This window comes from Candidatus Nitrososphaera evergladensis SR1 (assembly GCF_000730285.1).
Classification (GTDB): domain Archaea; phylum Thermoproteota; class Nitrososphaeria; order Nitrososphaerales; family Nitrososphaeraceae; genus Nitrososphaera; species Nitrososphaera evergladensis.
Genome location: NZ_CP007174.1, coordinates 1,063,002 through 1,086,929 on the forward strand (window position 1 = coordinate 1,063,002; position 23,928 = coordinate 1,086,929).

33 protein-coding genes are annotated in these 23,928 nt (G+C 53.2%); 19 read left to right on the forward strand and 14 right to left on the reverse strand.

The window, feature by feature from the left end; all coding sequences use genetic code 11:
- Positions 1-125: 125 nt before the first annotated feature.
- The gene (locus tag NTE_RS05600; protein ID WP_148700125.1) at positions 126-329 is read right to left on the reverse strand and encodes a hypothetical protein; all 204 of its coding nucleotides are present in this window, start codon (positions 327-329) and stop codon (positions 126-128) included.
- 210 nt (positions 330-539) lie between these two features.
- Between NTE_RS05600 and NTE_RS05605 the strand changes: the two genes are divergently transcribed.
- Positions 540-857, forward strand: a complete 318-nt coding sequence (locus NTE_RS05605) for a hypothetical protein (RefSeq protein WP_148700126.1) — start codon at positions 540-542, stop codon at positions 855-857.
- A 130-nt stretch (positions 858-987) separates the two neighbouring features.
- On the opposite strand, the gene NTE_RS05610 is transcribed toward NTE_RS05605, so the two are convergent.
- The 5 genes from NTE_RS05610 to NTE_RS16425 all read right to left on the reverse strand — a co-directional run bounded on the left by NTE_RS05610 (position 988) and on the right by NTE_RS16425 (position 3,264).
- Positions 988-1,269: a hypothetical protein gene (locus tag NTE_RS05610; protein ID WP_148700127.1), complete on the reverse strand. Its 282-nt coding sequence runs from the start codon at positions 1,267-1,269 to the stop codon at positions 988-990.
- A gap of 567 nt (positions 1,270-1,836) precedes the next feature.
- Positions 1,837-2,031 (reverse strand): hypothetical protein, encoded by a 195-nt coding sequence (locus NTE_RS05615; protein ID WP_148700128.1) that lies wholly within the window; start codon positions 2,029-2,031, stop codon positions 1,837-1,839.
- 125 nt (positions 2,032-2,156) lie between these two features.
- The gene (locus tag NTE_RS05620; protein ID WP_148700129.1) at positions 2,157-2,477 is read right to left on the reverse strand and encodes an HNH endonuclease signature motif containing protein; all 321 of its coding nucleotides are present in this window, start codon (positions 2,475-2,477) and stop codon (positions 2,157-2,159) included.
- 52 nt (positions 2,478-2,529) lie between these two features.
- Positions 2,530-3,033 (reverse strand): hypothetical protein, encoded by a 504-nt coding sequence (locus tag NTE_RS05625; RefSeq protein WP_148700130.1) that lies wholly within the window; start codon positions 3,031-3,033, stop codon positions 2,530-2,532.
- Between the two features lie 78 nt (positions 3,034-3,111).
- A complete protein-coding gene (locus NTE_RS16425; RefSeq protein ID WP_158385155.1) occupies positions 3,112-3,264 on the reverse strand; it encodes a hypothetical protein in 153 nt (50 codons plus the stop codon).
- Positions 3,265-3,394: 130 nt separating this feature from the next.
- Between NTE_RS16425 and NTE_RS05630 the strand changes: the two genes are divergently transcribed.
- Both NTE_RS05630 and NTE_RS05635 read left to right on the forward strand, forming a co-directional pair.
- Positions 3,395-3,625 carry a hypothetical protein gene (locus tag NTE_RS05630; protein ID WP_148700131.1) on the forward strand — a complete coding sequence of 77 codons (231 nt, stop codon included), beginning with the start codon at positions 3,395-3,397 and terminating at the stop codon, positions 3,623-3,625.
- 186 nt (positions 3,626-3,811) lie between these two features.
- The gene (locus NTE_RS05635; RefSeq protein WP_193354098.1) at positions 3,812-4,273 is read left to right on the forward strand and encodes an Lrp/AsnC family transcriptional regulator; all 462 of its coding nucleotides are present in this window, start codon (positions 3,812-3,814) and stop codon (positions 4,271-4,273) included.
- Positions 4,274-4,277: 4 nt separating this feature from the next.
- Here NTE_RS05635 and NTE_RS05640 read toward each other — a convergent pair whose 3' ends face one another.
- Positions 4,278-4,568 carry a winged helix-turn-helix transcriptional regulator gene (locus NTE_RS05640; RefSeq protein ID WP_148700133.1) on the reverse strand — a complete coding sequence of 97 codons (291 nt, stop codon included), beginning with the start codon at positions 4,566-4,568 and terminating at the stop codon, positions 4,278-4,280.
- A gap of 152 nt (positions 4,569-4,720) precedes the next feature.
- Between NTE_RS05640 and NTE_RS16430 the strand changes: the two genes are divergently transcribed.
- From NTE_RS16430 to trxA, 3 genes are all read left to right on the forward strand, one after another.
- Positions 4,721-4,894 (forward strand): hypothetical protein, encoded by a 174-nt coding sequence (locus NTE_RS16430; protein ID WP_158385157.1) that lies wholly within the window; start codon positions 4,721-4,723, stop codon positions 4,892-4,894.
- A gap of 95 nt (positions 4,895-4,989) precedes the next feature.
- On the forward strand, positions 4,990-5,178 hold the full coding sequence (locus tag NTE_RS05645) for a protein translocase SEC61 complex subunit gamma (RefSeq protein ID WP_148700134.1): 189 nt from the start codon (positions 4,990-4,992) through the stop codon (positions 5,176-5,178).
- Between the two features lie 52 nt (positions 5,179-5,230).
- Entirely contained in the window at positions 5,231-5,575 is a 345-nt protein-coding gene (gene trxA, locus NTE_RS05650; protein WP_148700135.1) for a thioredoxin, read from the forward strand.
- Positions 5,576-5,597: 22 nt separating this feature from the next.
- Here the strand turns inward: trxA and NTE_RS05655 are convergent, their stop codons facing one another.
- Positions 5,598-6,086: a hypothetical protein gene (locus NTE_RS05655; protein ID WP_148700136.1), complete on the reverse strand. Its 489-nt coding sequence runs from the start codon at positions 6,084-6,086 to the stop codon at positions 5,598-5,600.
- A gap of 129 nt (positions 6,087-6,215) precedes the next feature.
- Between NTE_RS05655 and alaS the strand changes: the two genes are divergently transcribed.
- Together alaS and leuS are read left to right on the forward strand one after the other, a co-directional pair.
- Positions 6,216-8,966, forward strand: a complete 2,751-nt coding sequence (alaS, locus tag NTE_RS05660; protein WP_148700137.1) for an alanine--tRNA ligase — start codon at positions 6,216-6,218, stop codon at positions 8,964-8,966.
- Between the two features lie 10 nt (positions 8,967-8,976).
- Positions 8,977-11,877, forward strand: coding sequence for a leucine--tRNA ligase (gene leuS, locus NTE_RS05665; RefSeq protein WP_148700138.1), 2,901 nt, complete (start codon positions 8,977-8,979; stop codon positions 11,875-11,877).
- A gap of 36 nt (positions 11,878-11,913) precedes the next feature.
- On the opposite strand, the gene NTE_RS05670 is transcribed toward leuS, so the two are convergent.
- Positions 11,914-12,834, reverse strand: coding sequence for an NmrA family NAD(P)-binding protein (locus NTE_RS05670; protein ID WP_148700139.1), 921 nt, complete (start codon positions 12,832-12,834; stop codon positions 11,914-11,916).
- 98 nt (positions 12,835-12,932) lie between these two features.
- Between NTE_RS05670 and NTE_RS05675 the strand changes: the two genes are divergently transcribed.
- Positions 12,933-13,853 (forward strand): Lrp/AsnC family transcriptional regulator, encoded by a 921-nt coding sequence (locus NTE_RS05675; protein ID WP_148700140.1) that lies wholly within the window; start codon positions 12,933-12,935, stop codon positions 13,851-13,853.
- A 35-nt stretch (positions 13,854-13,888) separates the two neighbouring features.
- Here NTE_RS05675 and NTE_RS05680 read toward each other — a convergent pair whose 3' ends face one another.
- Positions 13,889-14,083, reverse strand: a complete 195-nt coding sequence (locus NTE_RS05680) for a hypothetical protein (RefSeq protein WP_148700141.1) — start codon at positions 14,081-14,083, stop codon at positions 13,889-13,891.
- 109 nt (positions 14,084-14,192) lie between these two features.
- Here NTE_RS05680 and NTE_RS05685 point away from each other — a divergent pair, with 109 nt between their 5' ends.
- Positions 14,193-15,215 carry an NAD(P)/FAD-dependent oxidoreductase gene (locus NTE_RS05685; protein WP_148700142.1) on the forward strand — a complete coding sequence of 341 codons (1,023 nt, stop codon included), beginning with the start codon at positions 14,193-14,195 and terminating at the stop codon, positions 15,213-15,215.
- An 87-nt stretch (positions 15,216-15,302) separates the two neighbouring features.
- Here NTE_RS05685 and NTE_RS05690 read toward each other — a convergent pair whose 3' ends face one another.
- Both NTE_RS05690 and NTE_RS05695 read right to left on the reverse strand, forming a co-directional pair.
- A complete protein-coding gene (locus NTE_RS05690; RefSeq protein ID WP_148700143.1) occupies positions 15,303-15,686 on the reverse strand; it encodes a VOC family protein in 384 nt (127 codons plus the stop codon).
- A gap of 27 nt (positions 15,687-15,713) precedes the next feature.
- Positions 15,714-16,118, reverse strand: a complete 405-nt coding sequence (locus tag NTE_RS05695) for a DUF1428 family protein (protein ID WP_148700144.1) — start codon at positions 16,116-16,118, stop codon at positions 15,714-15,716.
- A 140-nt stretch (positions 16,119-16,258) separates the two neighbouring features.
- Between NTE_RS05695 and pfdA the strand changes: the two genes are divergently transcribed.
- The 3 genes from pfdA to argF are packed head-to-tail and all read left to right on the forward strand — an operon-like array spanning position 16,259 to position 19,279.
- Positions 16,259-16,786, forward strand: a complete 528-nt coding sequence (pfdA, locus tag NTE_RS05700; RefSeq protein ID WP_148700145.1) for a prefoldin subunit alpha — start codon at positions 16,259-16,261, stop codon at positions 16,784-16,786.
- A 20-nt stretch (positions 16,787-16,806) separates the two neighbouring features.
- A complete protein-coding gene (gene ftsY, locus NTE_RS05705; RefSeq protein WP_148700146.1) occupies positions 16,807-18,342 on the forward strand; it encodes a signal recognition particle-docking protein FtsY in 1,536 nt (511 codons plus the stop codon).
- Positions 18,314-19,279: an ornithine carbamoyltransferase gene (gene argF / locus NTE_RS05710; protein WP_148700147.1), complete on the forward strand. Its 966-nt coding sequence runs from the start codon at positions 18,314-18,316 to the stop codon at positions 19,277-19,279. Before ftsY ends, argF begins: the two co-directional genes overlap by 29 nt.
- Here the strand turns inward: argF and NTE_RS05715 are convergent.
- Positions 19,263-19,943 (reverse strand): DedA family protein, encoded by a 681-nt coding sequence (locus NTE_RS05715; RefSeq protein ID WP_148700148.1) that lies wholly within the window; start codon positions 19,941-19,943, stop codon positions 19,263-19,265. The genes argF and NTE_RS05715 overlap by 17 nt on opposite strands.
- 60 nt (positions 19,944-20,003) lie before the next feature.
- On the opposite strand from NTE_RS05715, the gene NTE_RS05720 reads away from it, so the two are divergent.
- Positions 20,004-21,152: a DUF763 domain-containing protein gene (locus NTE_RS05720; RefSeq protein WP_226987194.1), complete on the forward strand. Its 1,149-nt coding sequence runs from the start codon at positions 20,004-20,006 to the stop codon at positions 21,150-21,152.
- 86 nt (positions 21,153-21,238) lie between these two features.
- Positions 21,239-21,547, forward strand: a complete 309-nt coding sequence (locus tag NTE_RS05725; RefSeq protein WP_148700150.1) for a Rieske (2Fe-2S) protein — start codon at positions 21,239-21,241, stop codon at positions 21,545-21,547.
- A gap of 2 nt (positions 21,548-21,549) precedes the next feature.
- Here NTE_RS05725 and NTE_RS05730 read toward each other — a convergent pair whose 3' ends face one another.
- Complete coding sequence (locus tag NTE_RS05730; protein ID WP_148700151.1) at positions 21,550-21,855, reverse strand: MTH1187 family thiamine-binding protein; 306 nt, start codon at positions 21,853-21,855, stop codon at positions 21,550-21,552.
- A gap of 215 nt (positions 21,856-22,070) precedes the next feature.
- Between NTE_RS05730 and NTE_RS05735 the strand changes: the two genes are divergently transcribed.
- The 4 genes from NTE_RS05735 to NTE_RS16435 all read left to right on the forward strand — a co-directional run bounded on the left by NTE_RS05735 (position 22,071) and on the right by NTE_RS16435 (position 23,901).
- Positions 22,071-22,913, forward strand: a complete 843-nt coding sequence (locus NTE_RS05735; protein ID WP_148700152.1) for an SAM-dependent methyltransferase — start codon at positions 22,071-22,073, stop codon at positions 22,911-22,913.
- A gap of 35 nt (positions 22,914-22,948) precedes the next feature.
- Positions 22,949-23,317, forward strand: coding sequence for a hypothetical protein (locus NTE_RS05740; protein ID WP_148700153.1), 369 nt, complete (start codon positions 22,949-22,951; stop codon positions 23,315-23,317).
- A 26-nt stretch (positions 23,318-23,343) separates the two neighbouring features.
- Complete coding sequence (locus tag NTE_RS05745; protein WP_148700154.1) at positions 23,344-23,610, forward strand: hypothetical protein; 267 nt, start codon at positions 23,344-23,346, stop codon at positions 23,608-23,610.
- Between the two features lie 132 nt (positions 23,611-23,742).
- Positions 23,743-23,901 (forward strand): hypothetical protein, encoded by a 159-nt coding sequence (locus NTE_RS16435; protein ID WP_158385159.1) that lies wholly within the window; start codon positions 23,743-23,745, stop codon positions 23,899-23,901.
- The last annotated feature ends 27 nt before the right edge of the window (positions 23,902-23,928 follow it).

A 23,928-nucleotide genomic window follows, 5' to 3' on the forward strand; every position in this document is an offset into this window, starting at 1 on the left:
TGCCGGGACATTTTTTACACATGGTAAAATCTGGCTATCATCTATAGCTTGATGATGGTGATGGAATGATAATCCAAGCGACGATGCAGAAAAGAGGGCAAGAAGGTAACGCACTCTGTTTCTGCCTATACGCGTAATGTGGTGCCGAAAACAAGACCCAGGATGACGAGAAGGATGCCACCGGTGCTCTTGTTCACGAGCTTTGTCAGCCTGTTTGCGAAATCCAAAAGCTCTTCGTCGGTGAGGTTGAATTTTTTGAGGGTCTCCACGTTCACTCCAAGAGATCGAAGGCGCTCATACAAAGCCTCCCGAATAGAATCTTTTGACACTTGATACACTCTCCAGAATTGGTGCTTCCATATGAACGCATGTGCCAGAAAAAGTCCTGATTCAGTATTGTAACTTATAGTAGAATTAATCCTAATGATTCTCTATTTGATGGAACTGTTTTTGGGCACATGCAGCTTGCTATATCCAAAAGAGATAAATCACTATCAGGATTTGCATCTCATACGTGAGAACGGCGGGGGCGCGGGGTTATGGTAGATGTTGAAACACTGGCAGATGCCGTATTTGACAGTCTAAAAGTGATCTTTGGTTCTACTGTCTTTCCAGCGCTGATGGAGATGATAGAGGAGGATTATCTGGGTGCTGAAATGGATGCCCGCACGGCGCTAGTGGAAAGACCCGACCTTTTTGAACGCGCGTTTGTGGGGTTGCTTGGAGAGTCCGGGAAAAAGATCCTTGTGGACATATGCGAGGAATTGTGCACGAGATTTCTCCTTGATGATAAAAAGGCTACGGATTTGAACACTAGGGACCTTGCCGAGTGTATGGCGATAATCCCAAAATCATGACTTGCGTATATGCTGCAAAACCCAATCCTGCCTTTTTTTACATATGCATAAAAAATATCTCAACTGGACTGCCTGATGGCGCTTTTTTGCCATCCATGAAGAGTGGTTTTGACGCAGAGCGCGCACGCACCTACCGGCCATCTGGAGCGGCCGCCTTTAGGTGCTGGAAATAATAATCTAATAGTACGACGGTGGCTCCTATTTCCTCTGCAGACAAGGTGACCAGGGAATAATGGTAATCGGCCAGGATAAAGCGCCAGCCTTCAAGCGTCTCTGCTTTTGTCTGGTTTCCGCGCAGGCTACACACGAGAAACCTCCGGAACGATACCGTGAAGGTGACGCCTTTTTGTTGCTTTTCAACAGCATGTACCTCCAGCAGCTTGTCAATCAGCCCGTTAATATCCCACATCAATTGCCGTTATTGGAGACTAATATGACATTAATAACCATATTTAGTACACCATATAGATAATTTATCAAGAGTTTACCACGCTAATGGGTTTGCATGTCAGGTCAGCCAGTCAAAGCCGAGAACGTGCATATATCCTGCCTTTTAATTTTGGTAAAAAGGGCTCTACTTGCCCTTGCGGGCTTTCGAGCCCCGGTGCGCATGGGGGTGAGCTTGCAGGTTTATGCGATTATATACAGAGAAATCCATTATATACAAATTACAAGCAGGCGCGCACTCGTTATTGGGCAAATTCCCCAAGATATCTTGATCCTTTGAGATGGAATTACATATACTCGGATAATGTGCCCGGCATATCCAAACCAGAATCCCCGTCTTTGAAATATGGTCAAACGACGACGCCACCGACTATGCCGCCAAGATCTCCGGCCAGCCCAAGTTCCTGATAAAAACGAGCGCACGGACAGAATACACACAGCTGATCTACGCGGCGCCCTATACCGAAGAGAACCTTGAGGGACTGGCATACATCCTTGACAGGATAGCCACAAAGCACAGCCGAAATAATAGCTAATCTTCAACCCACGTGCTTTCGCGCCAGCCGCCGCTTCCGCCGCAATTGGTGCATAGCACGCTTCCAAACCCGTTGCAGTCGTAGCACTTTTGCCATCCCGGCGAAACCTTGCCCGAGCCCCCGCAGGCAAAACACATCTTTCTCCCGCTGTTGCAGAACGTGCATTTTTTCCACACCTGTTTTGATGGCATTTAGTGTATGTCATGCTGACGGCGTGCTGTATTACATTTTAACGTACCTTTGATCCTGAAAGAGTGTCAGGAGTACGATGCTGCCTTTTGTGCCCATGCCTGAGAAGGGCAATAAAACGCCCGTTTTATTTCCTGAAATCCACCGGGACCTTGTCAAACGCCTTGCGCAGGCCGCCAAGGACTCCCTTTTTCTTGTTCTCGCGCTCTTCGACTGCCCTGTAGCAGCTTGGGCACAGCGCGCGCAAATTCTGCGGCCTGTTGTCCTTCTTGCTGCCGTTGATATGCTCAAAGTGCGGCTCGACTGACGGGCTGAATTTTGTGGAGCATTTCTGGCAGCGGCCCCGCGCCCTTTCAAGTACGGTCTGCCTGATGGCCATGGTCAGCGTCCCGTACTTTTTGGGATCAAAGCTTGGTCCTGTACCGCCTGGCGGCCCGAAAAACGACACGCGTTATATTTTGTAAAGTCTCAAACTTAACTCTTGCGTTATGTATGCGTCTCTATAGCAGGTGCGCGCCCCTAGCGACCGCGTACACGTGGTCCTTCAGGTCACGCTCGTACAGCGCGCCCATCTTTTCGCGAAGCACCTGCCTTGCGTTCTGCCTGTCTTCTTCCGCCTGCGACATCAGGGCGGCCGCAAAGATTTCTGGAAAGTTCTCCTTTATCCAGCCGTCCAGCACCAGGTAGCGGTTCTCGTTTATCCATATCACGCGGTCAGTTGCCTGGTCCACCTCCTGGTTGAAAGGGGAAGTGTCGACGCGGTCGATGAGCATAAAGACGCAGTTGTTCGGGTCGGGGTTGCCAAGCACCTGCTTGGAGTGGTCGCCAGCTTTTCCTGCGTTTACCCTTTCAACTAGCCCCGACGGGCGGATGGCCGTCCCAACTATGTGGACGCGGCTCCCATTTACCGACTGTATCCTGCCTATTACTATTCTGCTGTACTGGCCGTCCTTTTGCGCCACAAATACAAACTCGCCTGGCTTTATTCCGCCCTTTCCAAACATCTGTGTATACTAGCAAAAAATCAGCCTTGTAAATTATATAATACTTGCTGTTCTTCTCCCTCTCTTTCTTTCTTCTTATTACGCAAGCGCCTTTTTTCTTGCTCCAAGAAGCGACAACCCGTTCAGCTCCTTCCAGTGCGTGCAGACAAACCACAGGACAAGTGGCATTGCTATCCCAAACGTTGCGTACGCTGCATAGACATCCATGACGTTCAAGGCGCGGTATCCCATCTCTGCCTGTCTGTTTAAGTATATAGTTATTATGCTGTCAGAGTATAATCATACAAGAATTAGATCTTTATATCCGCAACAATGATCTATTCTTAAATATCTGTTAAGAGTATATAAGAATCGATCAGGCATGTCTGAACCAGCAATACTCAACTGGGAAAGGGTCATGCACAAAAACGTACGCTCCCATGACGGCGTAGACGTAGGAACGATAATTGCAGACGACGCAGACACCGTGACCATCTACAAGGGGTCCGGCAGGGAATACAAGCTGCCAAAGACGCTCGTGGAAGGGTTCAATGGCGCCGAAGTGTGGCTAGGGGTTACGTACAGGGAGCTCATGAGTTACAAGATCCAGTGAGGCCCCTCCTTATTTTTTGGAAAACTCAAAGTTGGCCTCGGCAGCACGAGTTTTTTCAGAAATCTAAAACTGCGCGACAAAGTAATCATGTTTTGGCGCCGTAATCGGAAGAGAATTACATTTATTAACACAGGCGCCAAAGGTTATGGCGGTAGAGAGAGTTTGCACAAGTTTGATGAGCTTGACATGAGGATTTTGTCCGAACTCACAAGGGACGCAAGCATCTCAGTCCCGCGCCTTTCCAAAAAGCTGAACATAAACGCATCAGTCCTGTACAGCAGGATAAAGCGCCTGTCCAAGCGCAGCCTTGTCAAGAAATTCACGGTCGTAGTGAACGAAAGCATGCTTGGCATAAACGTCAAGGCGACCGTAGGCATAAACCGCGACCCCAAGCTGAAAGAGCCCATCCACGGCGAATTGCTAAAGATCCCGGAGGTAAGGTCGGTGTCTGAGGTGACCGGCAGGTTTGACATGATAGTGACCGTCAGCGCGCACACGCTTGAAGAGCTGCACAACGTGGTCATCGAGCGCATAGGCAAGATAGAGGGCATACAGAACACCGAAACTTTTGTAGAGATGCAGCGCACCGAGAAGGAGCCGCTCTACACCACGCAGGCTACTGCTACAGCAGCGGGGATATCCCGCTAGCTGCTTAGGCCATATCTGCAAGCTCCCTTGCCTTTTGCAGCACCTGCCTGCCCTTGTTTGTGGCAGTATAGTGGACAAAGTAGCGCTTGTTTATCTTTAGGCTTATGGTCGTTATCAGGCCAGCGTCTTCGAGGTCCTTGAGCCGCTGGGACCTGGTCCTTTCGTTTGGGCTGTGGCTTTCAAGGTCGGTAAACCGCATCGGCTTTTTGCTTACTGCTTCAAGCATGTCCAGCGCATACGTCTGGGCAAGCATGTACACAAGCTTCCACTTCGCCGCCGAATGCGTCGCCATCATGTAGATGCACCGTCCATGTAATAAAATGAATTTTCGATAGCTATATACAGCAAACTTTAATATAATAAAGTTACAAACTCCCAAAGGGTACAAGTGCGCAAAAGCGTCGCCGCAATGGTCCAAAGAGAAAAAATTAGAAGGAAAAGAGAAAAATGACGGAATTCTCTGATTCAAGCTCACACCAGCAAAAAATGTCGCACTCTGTACCGTGCGAACTGTGCGACGCGCTCAGTACAGAAGCAGAAAAGGCAAAAGCCGCTGGCGAGGCCGACCGTGCGCAGCTTATCCTGTTTATCCTGCGCGAGCACAAAAAGGCGTGTCACTAGCAGCTTGGGCCTGTTACGCCGCCGACAGCCCGCAAAAAACGCTAGAACCGATGTTTTATATAGCGCATAAAGCCAAGTTTGCAAGAACAAAAGATATGTCCGTGGTCGAGCGCAAGATAGGGGAGATAATTCAGACCCTCCGGCTGGCCAAGAAAACCAGCAGGCAAGACTATACCCAGCACCTGCGCCTGGTGGGCCTTGGCCTTGGGGCGGTGGGCGGCATCGCCTTTATAATAAAACTGGTGTCCGAGTTTATCACGATTGGCCTTGGCGGACGGGGCTAGCTAGCGTATCTTATCTAATATCGTTAAAATACTGTCTTGTCCAAGGAAGGGCATGGAAACCACAAACAACAGCGTCTTGCACGTCAACACAAAGACATGGGATTCAGAAGTGATCAAGTCCGACCTTCCAGTCTTCGTTGACTTTTGGGCAGAATGGTGCGGACCGTGCAGGATGGTCGGCCCTGCAGTGGAGCAGATAGCCAAGGTGATGGCCGGCAAGGTCAAAGTCGCCAAACTGAACGTGGACGAAAACCAAGAGATAGCCATGAAGTACGGCGTCCAGTCAATTCCGTCGCTCATCATCTTCAAGGGCGGCAAGGAGGTTGGCCGGACCATTGGCGCGATGCCCAAAGAGTCCTACCTAAAGTTCATCGAAAGCACGCTTGCAAAAGCGTGAGCGCCTCTTTTTTCATTTTCTGTCAGGGCACGGTTATTCTGAACCTGTGCAGGGAATGTGCCTGATTTTCATCGATAGAATCCCACCCCGCGATCACGCTGATGACATAATCGCCTGAAGGCCAGTCAACCACGAGTTTTCCGTTTTCCTCAAAGTGAAGCGGCTGGTTCGAGTCTTCAAGCTGCTGGTCGTCGTATTTGAGCAGGTGGTAGCGCAAAGAGATCGCCCTGTTGTCTAGGCTAAAATCTGCCTCCGATCCGCGGGGCATCTCGATAGGCTGCAGGGACAGGGTCCTCGCATAGATGGAAAACTCGCATCCCCTGCCGCAGTAATAGTTGTCGTCTGCAGGATGTCTTTTTCCGTCAACAGTCATGTACATGAGAGGAGAGTCGGGAACTCCCCTGATCGCAGTCCATACATAGATGCTCCACGGCCCAAGGAAAATGAAAATCATCAAGCCTGCTGCGGCGGCAGCCGCAATGCCTGCAACCACCGGGAGCTTTCTGGCCATCCCAACAACAGTCTATGGCAATCCAATTTTGAACTTTGTGCAACAGTATTCTTGTTTCCAACGAAAGCATTAATACCGCATTGCCAGCGATAACACAAAGAGCACATACAAACGAGAGAGAATGCACACTTGGGCAAAAAAGAACTCGCCGCAATGTTTTCGCAAAACCCGGACCGCTACTACAAGGTCGCGCTGTTTGACAAGATAGGGTTCCAGCGCAGGCAGTGCAACCTCTGCGGCAAGCACTTTTGGACGCTGATAGACAGGCAGTCGTGCCCGGACCACGAAAATTACGGCTTTATCGGCAGGCCACCGACCACCAAGCGCCTCGACTATGTCAACGCCTGGAAAGAGACAGAGAAGTTCTTTTCAAAAAACGGCCACGAGATAGTGAGGCGCTACCCTGTCGTGTGCAGGTGGCGCGACGACCTTTACTTTACGATAGCTTCAATCGTTGATTTTCAGCGCGTCATGAACAACCAGGTTGTGTTTGAGCTGCCGGCAAACCCGCTTGTGGTGCCGCAGATGTGCCTTCGCTTTAACGACATTGAAAACGTCGGGCTTTCAGGCCGCCATTACACGGGCTTTTGCATGATAGGCCAGACCTGCAACGCAGATGCGCCCGGCGGCTACTGGAAGGACCGCTGCATCGAGCTTGACTATGGGATGCTCACGCAGGGCCTTGGGATCAAGCCGGAAGAGATAACGTTTGTCGAGGACGTGTGGATGGGGGCCGGCGCTTTTGGCTACTCGCTTGAATACTTTGTCCGCGGCCTCGAGCTTGGCAACGCCGTCTTTACCGAGTTTGAGGGCGACGAGAACAACTATCGCGTCATGAAAAACAAGATAATAGACATGGGTGCCGGCCTTGAGCGCTTTTCGTGGGTGACCATGGGAACGCCCACAAGCTACGACTGCTGCTTTGGGCCAGTCGTTGAAAAAATGCTGGACATGACAGGCACAGACCGCGATTCGGAATTCCTGTCGAGGTACTTTGGCGCAGTCGCATCAAAGCTTGAAACGACGGAGGGAAACGTCAGGGAGCTAAAAGCAATCCTTGCCCGCGAAATGGGCCTGTCATACGACCAGCTTGCCAAGATGGTCGCGCCGCACGAGGCCGTGTACACGGTTGCAGACCATGTGCGCACGCTGCTCTTTGCGATATCCGACGGCGCGCTCCCGTCAAACGTGGGCGGAGGCTACAACCTGCGCGTTATCCTGAGAAGGGCGCTGTCAATCCTTGAGAGGCTCAACTGGCAAGGCGTCAAGCTTGAGGATGTCGCCGACATGCAGATAGACTATTTGCGGCAGATGTATCCCGAGCTTGAGGAGCACAGGCAGGACGTGCGCACCATACTCGGGCTGGAATCTGGCCGCTACTCTGGCTCGCGGGAGCGCATGAACGGCATCGTGTCATCGCTAAAGGCCAAAAAGTCCGGCGAGCTTGCAGTCTCTGACCTTATCAGGCTGTACGAGTCAGACGGCATAACTCCGGACTACCTTGTAGAGCAGGGAGTCATCCCAAGCGTGCCGTCCACGTTCTACACGAAACTTGCGGAGCTGCACACAAGCGTCGCCGGTGGCGGGGCGGAAAAGGCCAAGCCTGTACGCGGCCTCGAAGGGCTGCCGGCCACGGAGCTTCTCTACTACAAGGACGAGTCTATACGCGAGTTTGACGCCAAGGTGCTCAAAATAGTCGACAACAAATTCGTTGTCCTGGACAGGACTGCGTTTTACCCACGCGGAGGCGGCCAAGAGCCGGACACCGGCGAGATCTCTGGCGCCAAGGTTGTCGAAGTGACCAAGCAGGCAGACATTGTGGTCCACAGGATAGAGGATGGTGGCAAGCTGCAGGAAGGACAGGCCGTAAAAGGCATCGTGAACGGGCGCAGGCGCGACATGGTGACAAAACACCACACCGCGACGCACGTCATAAACTCGTCTGCAAGGAACAACCTCGGCTCGTGGGTGTGGCAGAATTCTGCTTTCAAGGAGGAGAACTATGGCAGGCTCGACATCACGCACCACTCGGCGCTGTCAAAGGAGGAAGTGCAAAAGATAGAGCAGACTGCAAACATTGCAGTGCGCAAGAACCTGCCGGTGGACATCAAGTTCTATGACCGAGGAGACGCCGAGCAGAAATACAGTTTTCGTATCTACCAGGGAGGAGTGGTGCCGTCAAGCAACGTGCGCATCGTCAACATCGACAACTGGGACATCGAGGCGTGCGGCGGGACGCACGTGAGGCGCACGGGCGAAATAGGGATGATAAAGATCGTAAAATCTGAAAGAATCCAAGACGGCGTCGTGCGGCTGGAATTCGTGGCAGGCGAGGCTGCTGTCAACTACATGCAGAACCAGGACGCCCAGCTGTCGACCATAGCGCAGGCGCTTGGCTCAAGCAGGGAAAAGGTGCTTGAATCGTTTGCAAAGGCGATGGACGACGCCGAGTCGGCAAAGAAAAAGCTGCGCATAATGCTTCGCACGGTTGCAGAGACCATGGCAAGGAGCGTTTCAGAGAACGCGAAAAACCTAGGAGGCGGTGATGTCAAGCTGTACAGCGTGTACGACGAGGAGCTTGACGAGGATTATCACATCGCGGTGGGAGAGAAGGCAATAGAATTTGACCCGTCGCTTGTGTACGTGGCGCTGGTTGCAAAGGGCGCCGGGATGAGGGTAATCGTGTTTGCAGGAGAAAAGGCAAGAAAGTGCGCAAAGGCAGGCGGAATAGCCAAGCAGGTGTCGGCCAAGCTTGGAGGCTCTGGAGGCGGCGACGACCGCTTTGGCCAGGGAGGCGGCCGGCTGAAGGAAAAGATCAATGAAGCCCTCCTTTCCGCAGAAGAGATGATAGCAGCGGCGGCAGCAAAAAAGGCGTCGTGATGATGTCCCAATGAGTAGCAATAACATTGACTGGCGGGAAATAGAGGAAAAATGGATCAAAAGATGGGACGAGCAAAAACTCTTCCAGGCCGACCCCGAGCCTTCTAGAAAAAAATACTTTGTCACCGTTGCCTACCCTTACCCCAACTCGCCCCAGCACATTGGGCACGGCCGCACGTACACGCTTGCCGACGCGCACGCCCGGTACATGCGCATGAAAGGCTACAACGTGCTCTTTCCAATGGGCTTTCACTACACTGGGACCCCAATCCTTGGCATGTCGCGCAGGGTAGCGGCAGGCGACAAGGACCTTCTTGACACCTTCCACAACATCTACAAACTAACCGACGATGTCATCGCCACGTTTGTCGAGCCCGTAAAGATAGCAAGCTACTTCCACAACGAGATCAAGCAGGGCATGAAGGAGATGGGCTACTCGATGGACTGGCGCCGGGAATTTACCACCATCGACAGGATATATTCCAAGTTTATCTCGTGGCAATTTCGGACGCTTCAAAAGAAAGGGCTGATAGTGCAGGGATCGCACCCGGTGGGCTGGTGCCCCAACGACCAGAACCCTGTGAGCCAGCACGACACGATGGGCGACGTCGAGCCGGATTTCACGGAATATGTCTTGGTAAAATTTGTCGCGCAAAATGATGGACTTGTCGTGCCTGCCGCAACGCTTCGGCCAGAGACATTATTTGGCGTCACCAACATGTGGGTCGACCCAGAGGTTGAATATGTGGAAGCAAGGGTTGATGGCGAGCGCTGGATAGTAAGCAAGGAGGCTGCACGCAAGCTGGAATTTCTCAACCACGCCATAGAGATAATCAAGACGATCAAGGGAAGCGAGATGGTCGGCTGGCAGCTGACAAACCCGCTCAACGGCGCCAAGGTGCCAATGTACCCTGCGTCGTTTGTGGAAGCTGACAGCGGGACAGGGATAGTGATGTCAGTTCCGGCACACGCGCCGTACGACTACCAAGCCCTTGCAGACCTGAAAAACGATGCGGCGATGCGGCAAAAATACGACATCGCTACAGTCGCCGAGCCGGTAAAGATAATCGAGTCAGAGGGCTACTCTGGAATTCCAGCAGCCGAAGCGATAGCCAATGTCCCGGCAAACAGCAGTGACAGACTAGAAAAGGCGACAAGCGACCTTTACTCACACGAGTTCTACAAGGGCAGGATGATGCAAAACACCGGCAAGTACGCCGGCAAGCCGGTGTCAGCGGCAAAGGAGGAGCTAAAGGCCGAGATTGCTTCTTCCGGCCTGACATCCGTAATGTACGAGCTCACAAACAAGCCCGTGATATGCAGGTGCGGCACTGAATGCGTCGTCAAGCTGCTAAACGACCAGTGGTTTCTCAATTACGCAGACAAGGAGTGGAAGGCCCTTGCGCACGAGTGCATCCAGAAGATGGACATTGTTCCTGCAGACATACGGCAGGAATTTGACTATGTCGTCGACTGGCTGCGCGAAAGGGCGTGCGCAAGAAAGTCGGGCCTTGGCACGAAACTTCCGTGGGATCCAGAGTGGATAATTGAAAGCCTGTCTGACTCTGTGATCTACATGGCCTATTACACGATTGCCAAGTACGTCAACGACAAGACGATACCAGATACTGAAACAATCTCTGACTCTTTCTTTGACTATGTGCTCTTTGGGCAGGGCGACGCAAAAGCAGTCGCAAAAGAATCAGGAGTGCCTGCAATAGAAAAGATACGCGCAGAATTCCAGTACTTTTATCCTGTCGACTCGCGCCATTCCGGACGTGACCTCGTACCAAACCACCTGTCGTTTTTCATATTCAACCACGTGGCCATCTTTGACAGAAGCAACTGGCCCCGGCAAATCGTCGTCAACGGCTCGGTGCTCATGGAAGGAAAAAAGATGAGCAAGTCGCTTGGCAACATCATCCCGTTGCGAGCCGCCATACGGGAGCACGGGGCTGACACCATACGCCTTGCGATGCTTGTCTCTGCAGAGATACTGCAGGACGCCGACTTTTCCTTTGACACTGCGAGGGGGATAAAATCCAAGCTTGCAGGCGTCTTTGAGATGGCAGAGAAGGTGAAAAACGCCAAGCAGGCGCCGGCCGAGCAAGTCGAGGACAGGTGGCTTGCAAGCAGGCTTGTACGCACTGCTCTGCAGACGGCCGAGTCAATGGACAGGCTGCGCGTACGAGAAGCGATACACCACATACTCTACACGCTAGAGCAGGACTTGCAGTGGTACGACAGGCGAGCGCGAGCAAAGGGGCGTGAAAACTCGCCGGCAGTCGTGTCTGCATTAAGAGAGTACGTCAAGGCGCAGGTGCAGATGCTTGCGCCCTTTGCGCCGTTTACCGCGGAGGAGGTGTGGGAGCGCCTTGGCAGCAAGGAAACAATAACTGCAGCAGGATGGCCGTCAACCGACGAAAGCAAGCTCGACATCTTGGCAGAGGAATCTGAATTTCTGGCGCAGAGCCTGATTGCCGACATTGCCAACATTGTCAAGGTGACAAAAATCGCGCCCAAAAAGATTGTAGTGTACACGGGCGCCGGCTGGAAAAACAATGCCTACAAGACCGTGCTTGAAAACATTGCAGCCGGCAGGACAAACTTTGGCGACATGATGAAGCAGCTGATCGCAAACCCTGAAACTTCCAGGATAAAGTCGGACCCGAACCTCGTCAAAAAGATGCAGGACGACATACTTTCAACGCCACTTGAGGCACGCAGCAGGCGTACTGCACTGACAGACTTTGACGAAGCCTCTGCAATCAAGGACGCTGCTGGGCTGATTGCCAAGGAATTCGACGGCGCAGAAGTGCTCGTCTACTCTGAAGATGACCATTCAAAATACGACCCAAAGGGAAAGGCCAAGTTCGCAAGGTCGTTCAAGCCGGCTGTCTACATGGAATAAAAAGAAGTGGTCGTTTTATTGTTACGACGACCATCTTTAATTGCTGCTGCCGTTGTTGTATATAGCCGCGAATTTCTGCGCAAACTGCTCAAATGACGTCGGGGTGGTGTTTTCGCTCGTTCTCTTTTCTAAAGGAATGCCTGTCCCTTCATTCATGCGCCGATATAATCCAGTCAGCGTTCTTGCTACGTCGAGAGGTATTCCTGCCTGTACCAGAGTTTTTATGTGTTCATCATAAGGAACTTGCACGTACCTCACGTCCTTGTTTATCGCCCTGCCGATTATCTTTGCAGCTTCTGCCATGGAAACGTCCCTCTGTCCAAGCAAGGTTTTCGCGGATTTGCCGCTAAAATTCAAATCAAGCAGCAGCCTTGCCGCCTCTGACGCGATATCCTGCGTCGCAATCATTGGAATGGCAATGTCGGGCTTGATGGGATACGCGATGACTCCTGCCTTCTTGATGGCATTGATGGAGGCAAGGAAATTTTCCATGAACATAGGTGGGCGCAGGTGGACGACATTGATGGCATCTGGGAGCCTGTTTAACCGCTGCTCCTGCTCGTACATCCTGCCCTGGAATCCTTGTTCGTCTTTGTTCGCTGCCATGCTGCTCAGGTTGACAACGTATGGAACGTGCGCCTCTGCAATGGCCCCTGCAAGGGCTTCTCCGACTTTGTCAATATAAGAGGTCCGATCCACTGCCGCCATATTGGGTGGGATCATCGAATAAACGGCCCGCGCGCCGGTAAACGCTTTGGTTAGCGCGGGTTTATCCTCGATCGAGGCTATGAACGGTTCTGCCCCCTTGTCAACCAGAGCCTTGAGATGATCCGCGTTCCTGCTAATCGCCCTTACATTCTTGCCTGACGCCAGCAGCTGTTCGGCAACTATTCTGCCGGTGTTGCCTGACGCTCCGACGACTGCGTACGTCGTCCCGTTGTCCTTGTTGTTTGCCATGCGGCGGATATGGCGTTAAAATTAATAAATCCGGGTCAAGTGAAACTGACCAAAACAGAAATCAGGATATATTAATTGCCATTACGTACCAAATTTCAATGGCAAAAGCTCCCACATTCGACAAAACAGACATCGACATAATCCGCATGTTGCTCCGGGACTGCAGGGTGTCGTACAGGAGCATCGGATCTTCGGTCGGATTGAGCAAAAATGCTGCAAAGACGCGGGTCGACAAGATGGTTTCAACCGGCGTCATCAGCGCGTTTGTAATGTCCGTAAACCCCGCGGTCTTTGGATACCACAAAATCTGCCACCTGATAATCAGGGACAGCAAGACCATGGAAGAAACCTTGAACCGCCTCCGGCTGCTGGGGGAGCCGCTGACCAAGCTGGACTGCGTCGGCGGGATTTCTCTGATCATCGTTGCCATAAAGGAGCGGGAAGAGGAAAGAATCTCCCTGCTCGCTGGCGCACTAAAACCGGCCATTGTCAAAAGCTGCATCGTGGGGCAATACCCTCCGGTAAGGCAGGAACTGCGGGAAACGGACTTTAAGATACTGAAATGCTTGATGGCCAGCCCAAGGATGGGAGTATCCGAGATAGCCAAGAGGGTCTCAATCAGCTCCAAGACTGTGAGCAGCAGGCTTTTAAAAATGAAGGAGAACAGGATACTGGACTTTCGCATCTACACCGATCCGACAAAGATGCAAGGGTATGTCAGGTTCGGGATGGTCATCCGGCTGGAGGGGAAAAACAGCCAAAAAACCAGCAGGCAGATTCACGAAGAGCTGGAGAAGAATTTTGTCATGGCCTTTCCGATGGTGATCCAGCAGGACGTGGTGACCTGGCAGCTCATCGCCCGGAGCATGTTCGACATTGATCCTGCATTGAAAAGGATCGAATTGCTGGACGGGGTTAAAGGTGTAGAGGTGTTCATACCTTTCAGGGCGGATACGTATCAGGACTGGATGCTGAAGGAAATTGACAGCAGGATAAAACACGCAAAGGGCGCTCTTTGACACAAGAAGGAGCACACGAGTCTTCAGTACATCTGTCATCTGGCCCTTCTCTTTGCCCTTATCGACGAGCCCAGGTACAGCACAAAGCCGCCGGCGACCATGCCAAGCCCGTACAGCGAGACTGCGCCCCTGTCATAGTACGTGCCTAGGCCGACTATCAGCGCGCCTACTATCAAGAGGGCGATTCCTGCACGGGCGGCGCCGGGCATCTGGATTTTCGGCTTTGACAATATATCTCTGCGCCTCTATTGCTGCAGGTCCGCTAGATAATCCATTTGGTCTTTTGCCCTGCCAATGTTTTTATTGCTTCCCTAGCCATCCAGCACACGTAAAGATAACATGAAGGTCGCAGTCGTGGGCATCGGCGTGGCCGGCGCGTACCTGATGAACCGGCTTTCTGACATGCGCGACGTGCGCGTGACGGGCTTTGAGCGTATGCCGGAGGACCAGCACGACGCCGTGTGCGCGTGGGCAACGTGCGAAAACGTCATGTCCGGCCTTGCGAAAAACTGCGGCCTCAACTTTGACGACTATGTTCTGCATCAGGGCAGGCACATGAAGGTCGACCTGAATTCTGACGACTATGTCGATTTAAAGCTGAAAGGGATGGTCAGCTATGACAAACTAAAACTGATCCAGGACATGATAAAGGGGACTGAAATAAAATTCGGCCGCGCGCCAAGGAAAGAGGAACTGGAGCCGGATTTCGACCTCATAATCGACGCGACCGGCTTTCACAGGAACTATCTGCCGCGCCTTGAAAACGAGCTGTGGATCCCGTGCGTGCAGTACAAGGTGCGCTACAAGCCGGGACGCGAGCCCTTTGACGATTTCTACCTGAAGGCGTTTCCGTCGATGACTGGCTATTTCTGGTATTTCCCGCTTGGAAACGGCTATGCCCATATTGGCGCCGGCGACTTTGCCAAGGCGCACAACCCGCTTGTACAAGAGTTTCTGAAAAAACACGAATGCGAAACCATCAAAAAAGTGGGAAGGCCGGTGCGCATCAGCCCTCCTGCAAACTGCGAGCCCTTCACCGACGGCCGCAAGTGCGTGGGCGTGGGCGAGTCCATAGGCACGGTGTTTGCGCTCCTTGGCGAGGGCATAATCCCATCGACTTGGTGCGCCGACCTGTTTGTACAGAACATGGACGACCTGCAGGCGTACCGCGACGCGGTAATGAAAAAGTTTCAGGTGTATTCGCTCATCTTCAAGTTCGTGCAGCTAAAGATACAGGGCAAGTTCAACATGGTGAGGCACGCAGGGGACATGCTAAAGATCTACAGGCACATGAAGGGCGAGGAAGACAGGTACGGCATGGCGGTCAGGATGGCCGACATGCTCAAGGTCTCGCAGGTCTAGAGAAGAAGAAAAAACGTCATCATGGTTATTGCCTTGCACTTTTTACCTACATCTTGCCAGCTGCTGGCGGCATCATCATCATCATCATCATCTTTTTGCTTCCCACAGTGCGAAAATGTTGTTTTCCGTGTCCATGCAAATTGCAAGCCAGCCTAGGCCGGGGACTTCTGTCTTTGGAACCATCACCTTGCCTCCAAGCCTTTCGACCTTTTTCGAGTATTCTATCGCAGAGTCGACGCCGATATAGTTCGTGATCGAATGTTTCGGGTACATCCTGTTCATTATGCCTCCGCTTATAGGCTGCTGTCCTTCATTTTCATCGCCGGTCCTAAACGTCCAGTATTCTATAGGGCCGCCTTCCATGGAGGCACCCTGCGTTCTTTCCGCCTTCCATCCAAACAGGCCGTCGTAGAATTTCTTTGCGCGCTCTATGTTGTCGGCAGGTATTTCAAAGTGAACTATTGAAGCCATTTGCAACTCTCGCCTCTCCTTGTGTTCTCACACTATGCGGCTGAACCCGCCGGTAACGAGGCTCTGCCCTTGCGCGATTTCGCCGTAGAACTCTTTGACAACCTTGTTGATGCTCTCGTCCTTTATCACGTTGGAAAGAACCTTGTCCGCGTGATCCCTGTCTCTAAAGAACTGCTGCAGGACCCAGAGATCCTCGCCTTCATCGGCAGCAGAAAGAATGTTGGCAATGCTTTTGCAGCCAGTGGGAACGTCGCGGGTGCCAAGCAAGAACGTCTCTGAGCGCAGCATCCCATGCTTTCTCCAAATCTGGTCGTTTTGCCTGCCGACCTGTACTACTGCGTCGCGGTTCTTTTTCGGCGCCCGCCAAAAGGTAAGCGCGACATAACTTCCAATCTCTATTTCTCTTGCAGGTTCGGTTGTGCTGTTATTCATGCGTGCACTATTGCACGTAACATAAAAGGCATTGCTCCCCAAGGGGAGGTGCTTGTCAACTAGAGAGAAAGAATCGTGCGTTTTGACATCGGATAATCTAAAGCTTTAAAAATCGTGCCGGGGCAGTGAGTTTGAGACATATGCATACCGATGATTCATCCGGACACTCTCATTCACATGATCACGATCACTCTCATCCTCATGACCACCCCCACGATCACGGGCACTCGCACGAGCAAGCCCAGATGCTTGAACAGCAGCTGAACGAAATGGTCCAGCAGGGCAGGGTGCTAGAGGCGTACATGAACGACGTCATGAACCGCCAGGCGGCTGTCGGCAGGATGCTTGAAGAGGCGCGCATCGCGTCGGCCACCATACAGGGCATCAGCGCAGAGACAGAAAGCGAGACGTTGATGCCAGTAGGCATCGGCGTGTACGTCAAGACAAGCGTGCCGGCGGCAAAGAAACTCTTGGTGAGCCTTGGATCGGGCGTCACTATTGAAAAGAGCAGGGACGACGCGCTCAACTACGTGGAGGCGCGAATCAAGGAGTACGAGGTTGCCATGAGGCAGCTGGAAGCCCAGCGCCAGCAGATCGCCATGCAGATGGAGCAGGTCCAGCAGCAGGTGAACATGATGCTCAAGGCCGCCCAGTCGCGCCAAGGCTAATAATATAACGTGCGATAGAGATGTTTGACAAGCTCAAGAAGGCTTTATCAGGCGCCGCAAAGAGCATCGGCCAGAAGGAGATAAACGAAAAGATACTTGACGAAACGCTCCTTGACCTGCAAATAGAGCTTCTTGAAAGCGACGTCGCGCAGGAGGTGGTCGACGACCTTTCTGCCAGACTGAAAAAAGACCTGCTTGGGCTAAAGCTGGAAAAAGGACAAGATGCAAGCCAGGTAATCGAGTCAAAACTGCAGGAAATAGTTGCCGGGATATTTGCCCGCGCAGGCAGGCTTGACATAGTCGAAAAAATCAGGGCAAAAAAGGAGGCAAAGCAGGGCCCGTTTGTCATCGTGTTTCTTGGCATAAACGGCACCGGCAAGACAACGACGGTCGCCAAGGTGGGAAACCTCCTCCGCAAGAGCGGCATTTCCGTAGTGGTCGCGGCAGGCGACACGCACAGGGCCGGCGCCATTGAGCAACTGACGCAGCACGCAGAGCGCCTGTCCCTGAAAGTGATTGCGCAGAGGTACGGCGCTGACCCGTCTGCAGTGGGCCGCGACGCCGTTGATTACGCAAAAAAGCACTACATCGACGCCGTCCTGATAGACACTGCCGGCAGGATGCAGACGTCGAAGAACCTCATGGACGAGATGTCCAAGATCGTCCGGGTGGTCAAGCCGGACATCAAGCTGTTTGTGGGCGACTCGCTTGCAGGAAACGACACGATAAACCAGGCCCGCGAGTTCTTCCAGTACGCCAACTTTGACGGCGCCATCCTAACAAAGATAGACGCCGACGCCAAGGGGGGCGCGGCGATTTCAATAGCGCACCTTACCTCAAAGCCGATTGCATACGTAGGGGTTGGGCAGGGCTATGACGACATGATACCTTTTGACCCTGACAAGTTCATCACGTCGCTATTTGGAAGCGCCGCTGTAAGCGTGCAGGATCTGATGTCTGCTGCGCCGCTTCCGCCTTCGCCGCCAGCCACCGAGCCAGAGACGCGGCAAGAAGAGGTGGAACCCCGGCCCGCGACTGCGGCGGTAGCAAGTGGATCGCCGATTTTTGCCCCACGTGCAGTAGAAGAAGAGCCTATTACAAAGGATGACCATGACCGCGACCTTCCACCCTCTCCTTCTCCCGTACAGGCAAGCTCTCCTCCTTCTCCACCACCGTCGCCGCCATCTCCTCCTCAGTCCTATGTACCAGAACCGGCAAGGGAAGAAAAGAAGAGCCGCTTTGGCGGGCTGTTTGGCCGCAAAAAGAGTAGTGATGATGGCGGCAATGAGGAAAAGCGCAGGCGCGAGGAGGAAGAGGACAACCGGCGCAGGGTCGAAGATCTGAATCGGCGCAAAGAAGAAGACGAAGAGCGCCAGCGCAGAAAAGAGGAAGAGCAGCGCAGAAAGGACGAGGAGCAGCAGAGAAAACGCGAAGAGGAAGAGCGCAAGCGCAAAGAGAAGGAGGAGAAGAAGAAAAAGCGCAAAGATGATAAGGACAGCAGTAAAGACGAGGTTGTATACCTTACAGATGAAGACATTGAAGACCTCCTCAAATAATAATAACAACAAGCGTGACCTGCTGGGAATGCAAGACTTGACGGCTGCAGACATACACGCCATTTTGAAATTGGCTGCAAAACTAAAGAAAGAGCAAAAGACGGGCAAAGCCCGCCCGCTCTTGCGCGGAAAAACCCTTGGCATGATATTTCAGAAACCGTCGACGCGCACCCGCGTCAGCTTTGAGGTGGGCATGAACCAGCTTGGAGGAAGCGCGATATACCTTGGCTCAACGGACATCCAGCTTGCCCGGGGCGAAACAATAGAGGACACCGCAAAGACGCTCTCTCGCTATGTCGACTGCCTGATGGCTCGCGTGTACGACCACGCGGACGTGCAGAAACTTGCCGCCTCTGCGTCGATACCCGTCATAAACGGGCTTTCAGACGCATTCCATCCGTGCCAGATACTTGCCGACCTTTTGACGATTCAAGAGCACAAGAAAAAACTGGAAGGGCTGCGCATGGCGTGGCTTGGCGACGGCGACAATGTCTGCAACGACCTTTTGCTGGGCGCGGCCAAGACCGGCATCAGCATGGCGGCCGCGTGCCCGGCAGGCTATGAGCCGCTTGAAGATGTCATAAAGATAGCAAAAGCTGAGGGCCGGAAAACCGGCGCCGAGATAACAATCACGGCGGACCCTGCCACGGCCGCAAAAGACGCCGACATCATAGTCACAGACACGTTCATCTCGATAGGCAAGGAAGGCGAGCGGGCGACCCGCGAAGCCGTGTTCCTCCCAGAGTACCAGGTAAACGCCGGGATAATGCGGCTTGCAAAGAAAGACGCGATTTTCATGCACTGCCTGCCTGCCAAGCGCGGCCAGGAAGTGTCGGCTGACGTAATCGACGGCCCGCAGTCTGTCGTGTGGGACGAGGCGGAAAACCGCCTGCACGCGCAAAAGGCCGTCCTGTGTATGCTCATGAAGGCTGCCTAGCAGACTTTTTGTTCTTGCGCCTTGCGTACCATATGACGACTGTTGCCGCCAGGCCTGCAAGTACTACCGTCCCTATCACGGTAAACGCCGACGACAGCTCCTCTGCCACTGCGCTCCATGCAGCGCCCACGTAAAACCCGACAAGGGTCAGGGCAGTGGACCACACAAGCGAGCCGGCAAACGTAAAGACCGTGTACCTTGCAAGCTTCATCCCCCCGATTCCGGCAGGTATGGATATGAGCTCCCTTATTCCAGGCACCATCCTTGCGGCAAACACTGCCAGGGAGCCGTATTTTGCAAACCAGCCTTCCGCCTTTTTCAGGTCATCCTCTCCCATGCGGATGTACCTGCCGTAGCGGAGGATGGCGGCGCGGCCTATCTTCATGGCGGCAAGGTAGATTATGATTGCGCCTGCAGTCGAGCCAAGGGCACCAACTGCGGCCATTCCAAGCGCGTTTTGAAGGCCGAGGCCGTTGCTTTGCGCGGTAAAGCCGACCAGCGGGAAGACTATTTCGCTTGGTATAGGCGGAAAGATCATCTCCAGAAATGCGGCGGCAAACACGGCAGGATAGCCGTACTGGACTATCAGGACGGATATGCCATCGGCGATCTGGGCAAGCAGTCCCGCGCTTGCAAGAACTATTATGGCAAGAATCGCTCGCATGGCGATAGCTAGCCTATAAAAAGATATAACACATATATGTTATCTCTTCAAAGGCCCAAGTTGCGCCGGACCCAGTTCATCAACCTGCCCCTGCACACCGGTCATCCGCCGGCCTACCTGATGCGCCGGATGGCAAGGCTGTCGCACGCGATGGCAAAGGTGATGGTCGACTCGTACGGCCAGCAGGAGTTTTTGCGCCGGCTCTCCGACCCGCTGTGGTTCCAGGCGTTTGGCTGCGTCCTTGGCTTTGACTGGCATTCTTCCGGCGTCACGACGGTCGTGACAGGCGTGCTAAAGCAGTCGCTTTCGCCCGACGTGCACGGCATCGCAATAGCAGGCGGCAAGGGCAAAAAGTCAACCTCTGCCATGTCTGACATACCAAGGCTCGCCGGGGATTTTGGCCTGTCGTCTGCAAAAACCGATTCACTTTTGTATGCAAGCAAAATGTCTGCCAAGGTCGACAGCGCAGCAGTGCAGGACGGCTATTCTCTGTACCACCATGCAATACTGTTTGACGAGCGGGGCGACTGGGCAGTGGTGCAGCAGGGCATGAACGCAGAGAACCGCATGGCCCGGCGATACCACTGGGTTTCTGACAGCCTGAAACAGGGAGGGTACGTGCTGGCGCCGCACGCCGGCATAATCTGCGAGCAAAAAACCGCAAGGACGCTTGACATGACTGCAAGCGGCTCGCAGGAAAGCCAAAAGGTCTCACTCGACCTTGCGCGGGGCAACCCTGACAACCTGAAATCTTCGATATACAAGCTGACGGCTGAAAACACGCTTGACAAGTGGCTCATAGAAGGCGAGCCGGCAACAACAAAAAAGAGCACGATGATGACCGGCTACGAGATGCCCCGCCGGCTTGACTGGGACCTTTTCAGGCAGATATACGACGTCCAGCCGAAAAACTATGAAGAGCTCCTGTCGATGCAGGGAGTAGGCGCAGCCACGGTGAGGGCCCTTGCGCTTGTATCTGAACTCATCTATGGCACGCCTGCATCGTGGCAGGACCCTGTCAAGTACAGCTTTGCCCACGGAGGCAAGGACGGCGTGCCCCATCCCGTTGCGCGTAAAGTCTATGACCAGTCGATAAAGTACCTTGAAGGCGCGATTGACGGGGCGGAGCTGGAGCGAGAAGAGCGCACCACCGCGCTGAAAAAGCTGGCGAAATTTTCAGAGGCCATGTTTCCTTCTTCTTCCTCCTAACAAGAATCTGGAAAAGAGCAGAGCAGCAGTGGTAGTAGTAGTTAAGTTAAAAATAGCGCCTGTACGAAAAAAACCTGCATACACATATGGCTAAAGTCGTAGTCGGCAAGGCGTCAGAGATAGGTCCGGGCCAGATGGCTCACGTGACGGCTGGCGGAAAGGAAGTGCTTGTGGCAAACATTGGAGGCGTGTTCTATGCGGCAGGAAACACGTGCAACCACGCAGGTGCTGAGCTTCACGAAGGAACGCTCAATGGAAAAGAGCTGACCTGCCCGTGGCATGGCGCCAAGTGGGACGTCACCACTGGAGAGATGACGTGGTTTCCGCAAAAGCTCAAGCCCATTGGCTCGTACAAGGTGTCGGTGGAAAACGGCACCGTCTATGTCGAGGTCTAGGCCTAGGCAAGCCTCTTTTTTACTGCCCTAACCTTGCTTTCAAGGCTCTGGTCCTTGTCAAGCCTCTCGTCTATCCTTACCGAGGAGATTATCCTTGCCACGCCGGCCTTTTTGACCGCCCCGTGCGCCGCCTTTATCGCGGCAAGCACTGCGGAAATGTCCTCTGCTTCCATCTGGGTTCCAAGCGCCGTGAGCGTCACCCTGATCCCCTGGGTCTTTTTTATTGCGTCAAACGCAACTGCGACCTCTCTGCTCATGCTGGTGCTGCCGGTCACCGGTATCACGCTTATCTCTGCGTGCACTGTCATATATGCCAGAGAAAACGGCCGGCCGGGCTAAAACACTTACTTTTTCTTTTAGAAGCTGATCCCCCATACATATGTGTGGCTACTGCTGCAAAGTCAGCGAGTGGCGCGCTATCTTGAACCGTGTTGAGAGAGATGCCTGCCAGTGATAATGATGATAACGATAACTAGGACGACAGTTTTTCCGTGGCTTTTTATTATCCGGCCTACAAATCCTCTTGCAGTTGAACATCGCCGAGTTCATGTCCACGCTTCCGGAGAACGTGGTAAGAGGGGAGTCCGTAGAACTGCCAGAGCACGCGCTCTTGCAGATGTTCAAGCTTGCAGGCGTGAAAAAAAACGATACTTTTTTCCACCTTGGCTGCGGCCAAGGCGAGGCAGTCGCGCTTGCCGTCAAGAAGTTTGGCGTCAAAAAAGCAGTAGGGGTGGAAATTGATGAAGATGCAGCAGCCAAGGCGCGGCGCAAAATATCCCACCTGAGAAAAAATAACAACGCCGAGATAGTGACAGGCGACATCCGCGATGCGGACATCTCTGGCGCCTCCGTGGTCCTGTTCTGGTTTAGCGATCCCGCTATAGTGGACGCGATGGTCAAAAAGTTCAGAAAAGAGCTGAAAGACGGCGCCCGCGTAATCACGATATGGTCGCCGCCGGGAATGATGCTTCCGCAAAAGGTGGACTTTCCGTTCTTTGTGTGCGAAAAGCCGTTCAAGTACGCGACCTCTGTCCGGCAGCAGATAAAGGCAGTCTATGGCAACAAGTGCATAGACTTTACCGCCGCCTGGCTGCTTGCAGAGCGCTACATCGACGCGCTTGGCGTCGTGCCGGGCCAGTACCGGCGCTTTGTGAACATGCTGCAGAGCATGGTGATATGGATAAACGCGTGGAACATGGGAGTCACGTGCGAAGATGGCGTGCCTCCGCCCGTCAATGCGTACCTGGGCATCCTGCGAGAGTTTTTTGGAATCGACATGAAAGACCTGTTCACGCGGGATCCAAAAGATGAAAGCATGACTATGATGAAGATGCCCTCGGATGATGACAAGATGGGCTGCTGCTGACAAAGTTATTACGCTTGCTCTCTCAAACAATATCTGTGAAGCCGCGTCCCGAGTTTGACCCTGACAGGATTGCCTTCCATGTGGCGTGCGTCGATTACGACAGGGCAAGCCTGCTTGTGTCTGACCTGCTTGAAAACATGGCCCGGATGGTCGGGATCGAGCCCCGTCTTGAGACGGGGCCGGCCGAGCTTGCTCTTGGGTGGACCTTTTACACTCTTTCCGTAAACAAAGAAGTTGCCAGGCGGTTTGCGAGCCTGCCTGAAAGCGACATACTGCAGTCAAAAGGCGCAACCTTAGACCAAAAATTCGCCACGTGGCTCAACCGCCAGCTTGCGGCAAGGATGCAGGGTATCCAGGTGCGCCTGCTGTCTGACCTGAAATCGTCGCAGTTTGGATTCTTTTAATAACAAGCCCTGCCGTACGTGCCCATGTGGACCCGCGGGTGAAAAAGGCTGTTGCGGCCAAGATTGACGAGGCCATATCAAACGCCGACGAAGTGTACAGGATACAGTCAAAACTTGGGATTGCAGGTGGAGCCGACTTTGCTTTTGGAATAGCCATCGGCCGCATCTACAACTCGTTTCACTACCAGACCCGGCGTATCCTTGGGCGCAACGCGACGGCTGCCGAGTTTTCCGAGTTCCTCTCGCTCCTGTCCAGCCGCACGCCTGAAATCCGCCGCGCGTTTTCAAAGTAGCAAAATATGCAATAGCTGCGCGCCCGCCCGTACAAAATGCCGCCGCAAGCTCTTACTTTGCAGCTTGCAGTAAAATTGAGCGTAGAAATCTTCTAAATCTTTTTAAGCTACCAGCTTCCCCTCACACAAAGCTTGGCTCTAGACGTGTCGTCATCGGGGGAGGACATGGACATGGTGCTGCTGACGCCAGACGAGATAAACAGGTTCATCTTGAATCTCAAGATGCGCTACGGTGGCAGTTCGGATCAGCAATATCAAAAGAAAAAGTCAGTCAAGACCATGCATGCGTAAAAAAGCAGCCAGTACAGTAAATAAAAC

What these genes read in the sequence shown, in the direction of transcription:
- NTE_RS05670 (WP_148700139.1), bottom strand. Translation starts at nt 12,834, where the DNA reads ATGGCAAACAACAAGGACAACGGGACGACGTACGCAGTCGTCGGAGCG.
- NTE_RS05695 (WP_148700144.1), bottom strand. Translation starts at nt 16,118, where the DNA reads ATGAATAACAGCACAACCGAACCTGCAAGAGAAATAGAGATTGGAAGT.
- NTE_RS16430 (WP_158385157.1), top strand. Translation starts at nt 4,721, where the DNA reads ATGACGGAATTCTCTGATTCAAGCTCACACCAGCAAAAAATGTCGCAC.
- argF (WP_148700147.1), top strand. Translation starts at nt 18,314, where the DNA reads ATGAAGACATTGAAGACCTCCTCAAATAATAATAACAACAAGCGTGAC.
- NTE_RS05625 (WP_148700130.1), bottom strand. Translation starts at nt 3,033, where the DNA reads ATGTTTGGAAAGGGCGGAATAAAGCCAGGCGAGTTTGTATTTGTGGCG.
- NTE_RS05645 (WP_148700134.1), top strand. Translation starts at nt 4,990, where the DNA reads ATGTCCGTGGTCGAGCGCAAGATAGGGGAGATAATTCAGACCCTCCGG.
- NTE_RS05630 (WP_148700131.1), top strand. Translation starts at nt 3,395, where the DNA reads ATGTCTGAACCAGCAATACTCAACTGGGAAAGGGTCATGCACAAAAAC.
- NTE_RS05675 (WP_148700140.1), top strand. Translation starts at nt 12,933, where the DNA reads ATGGCAAAAGCTCCCACATTCGACAAAACAGACATCGACATAATCCGC.
- NTE_RS05730 (WP_148700151.1), bottom strand. Translation starts at nt 21,855, where the DNA reads ATGACAGTGCACGCAGAGATAAGCGTGATACCGGTGACCGGCAGCACC.
- ftsY (WP_148700146.1), top strand. Translation starts at nt 16,807, where the DNA reads ATGTTTGACAAGCTCAAGAAGGCTTTATCAGGCGCCGCAAAGAGCATC.
- NTE_RS05615 (WP_148700128.1), bottom strand. Translation starts at nt 2,031, where the DNA reads ATGCCATCAAAACAGGTGTGGAAAAAATGCACGTTCTGCAACAGCGGG.
- NTE_RS05715 (WP_148700148.1), bottom strand. Translation starts at nt 19,943, where the DNA reads ATGCGAGCGATTCTTGCCATAATAGTTCTTGCAAGCGCGGGACTGCTT.
- NTE_RS05635 (WP_193354098.1), top strand. Translation starts at nt 3,812, where the DNA reads ATGAGGATTTTGTCCGAACTCACAAGGGACGCAAGCATCTCAGTCCCG.
- NTE_RS05605 (WP_148700126.1), top strand. Translation starts at nt 540, where the DNA reads ATGGTAGATGTTGAAACACTGGCAGATGCCGTATTTGACAGTCTAAAA.
- NTE_RS16425 (WP_158385155.1), bottom strand. Translation starts at nt 3,264, where the DNA reads ATGGGATACCGCGCCTTGAACGTCATGGATGTCTATGCAGCGTACGCA.
- trxA (WP_148700135.1), top strand. Translation starts at nt 5,231, where the DNA reads ATGGAAACCACAAACAACAGCGTCTTGCACGTCAACACAAAGACATGG.
- NTE_RS05725 (WP_148700150.1), top strand. Translation starts at nt 21,239, where the DNA reads ATGGCTAAAGTCGTAGTCGGCAAGGCGTCAGAGATAGGTCCGGGCCAG.
- NTE_RS05640 (WP_148700133.1), bottom strand. Translation starts at nt 4,568, where the DNA reads ATGATGGCGACGCATTCGGCGGCGAAGTGGAAGCTTGTGTACATGCTT.
- NTE_RS05690 (WP_148700143.1), bottom strand. Translation starts at nt 15,686, where the DNA reads ATGGCTTCAATAGTTCACTTTGAAATACCTGCCGACAACATAGAGCGC.
- NTE_RS05655 (WP_148700136.1), bottom strand. Translation starts at nt 6,086, where the DNA reads ATGGCCAGAAAGCTCCCGGTGGTTGCAGGCATTGCGGCTGCCGCCGCA.
- pfdA (WP_148700145.1), top strand. Translation starts at nt 16,259, where the DNA reads ATGCATACCGATGATTCATCCGGACACTCTCATTCACATGATCACGAT.
- NTE_RS05685 (WP_148700142.1), top strand. Translation starts at nt 14,193, where the DNA reads ATGAAGGTCGCAGTCGTGGGCATCGGCGTGGCCGGCGCGTACCTGATG.
- leuS (WP_148700138.1), top strand. Translation starts at nt 8,977, where the DNA reads ATGAGTAGCAATAACATTGACTGGCGGGAAATAGAGGAAAAATGGATC.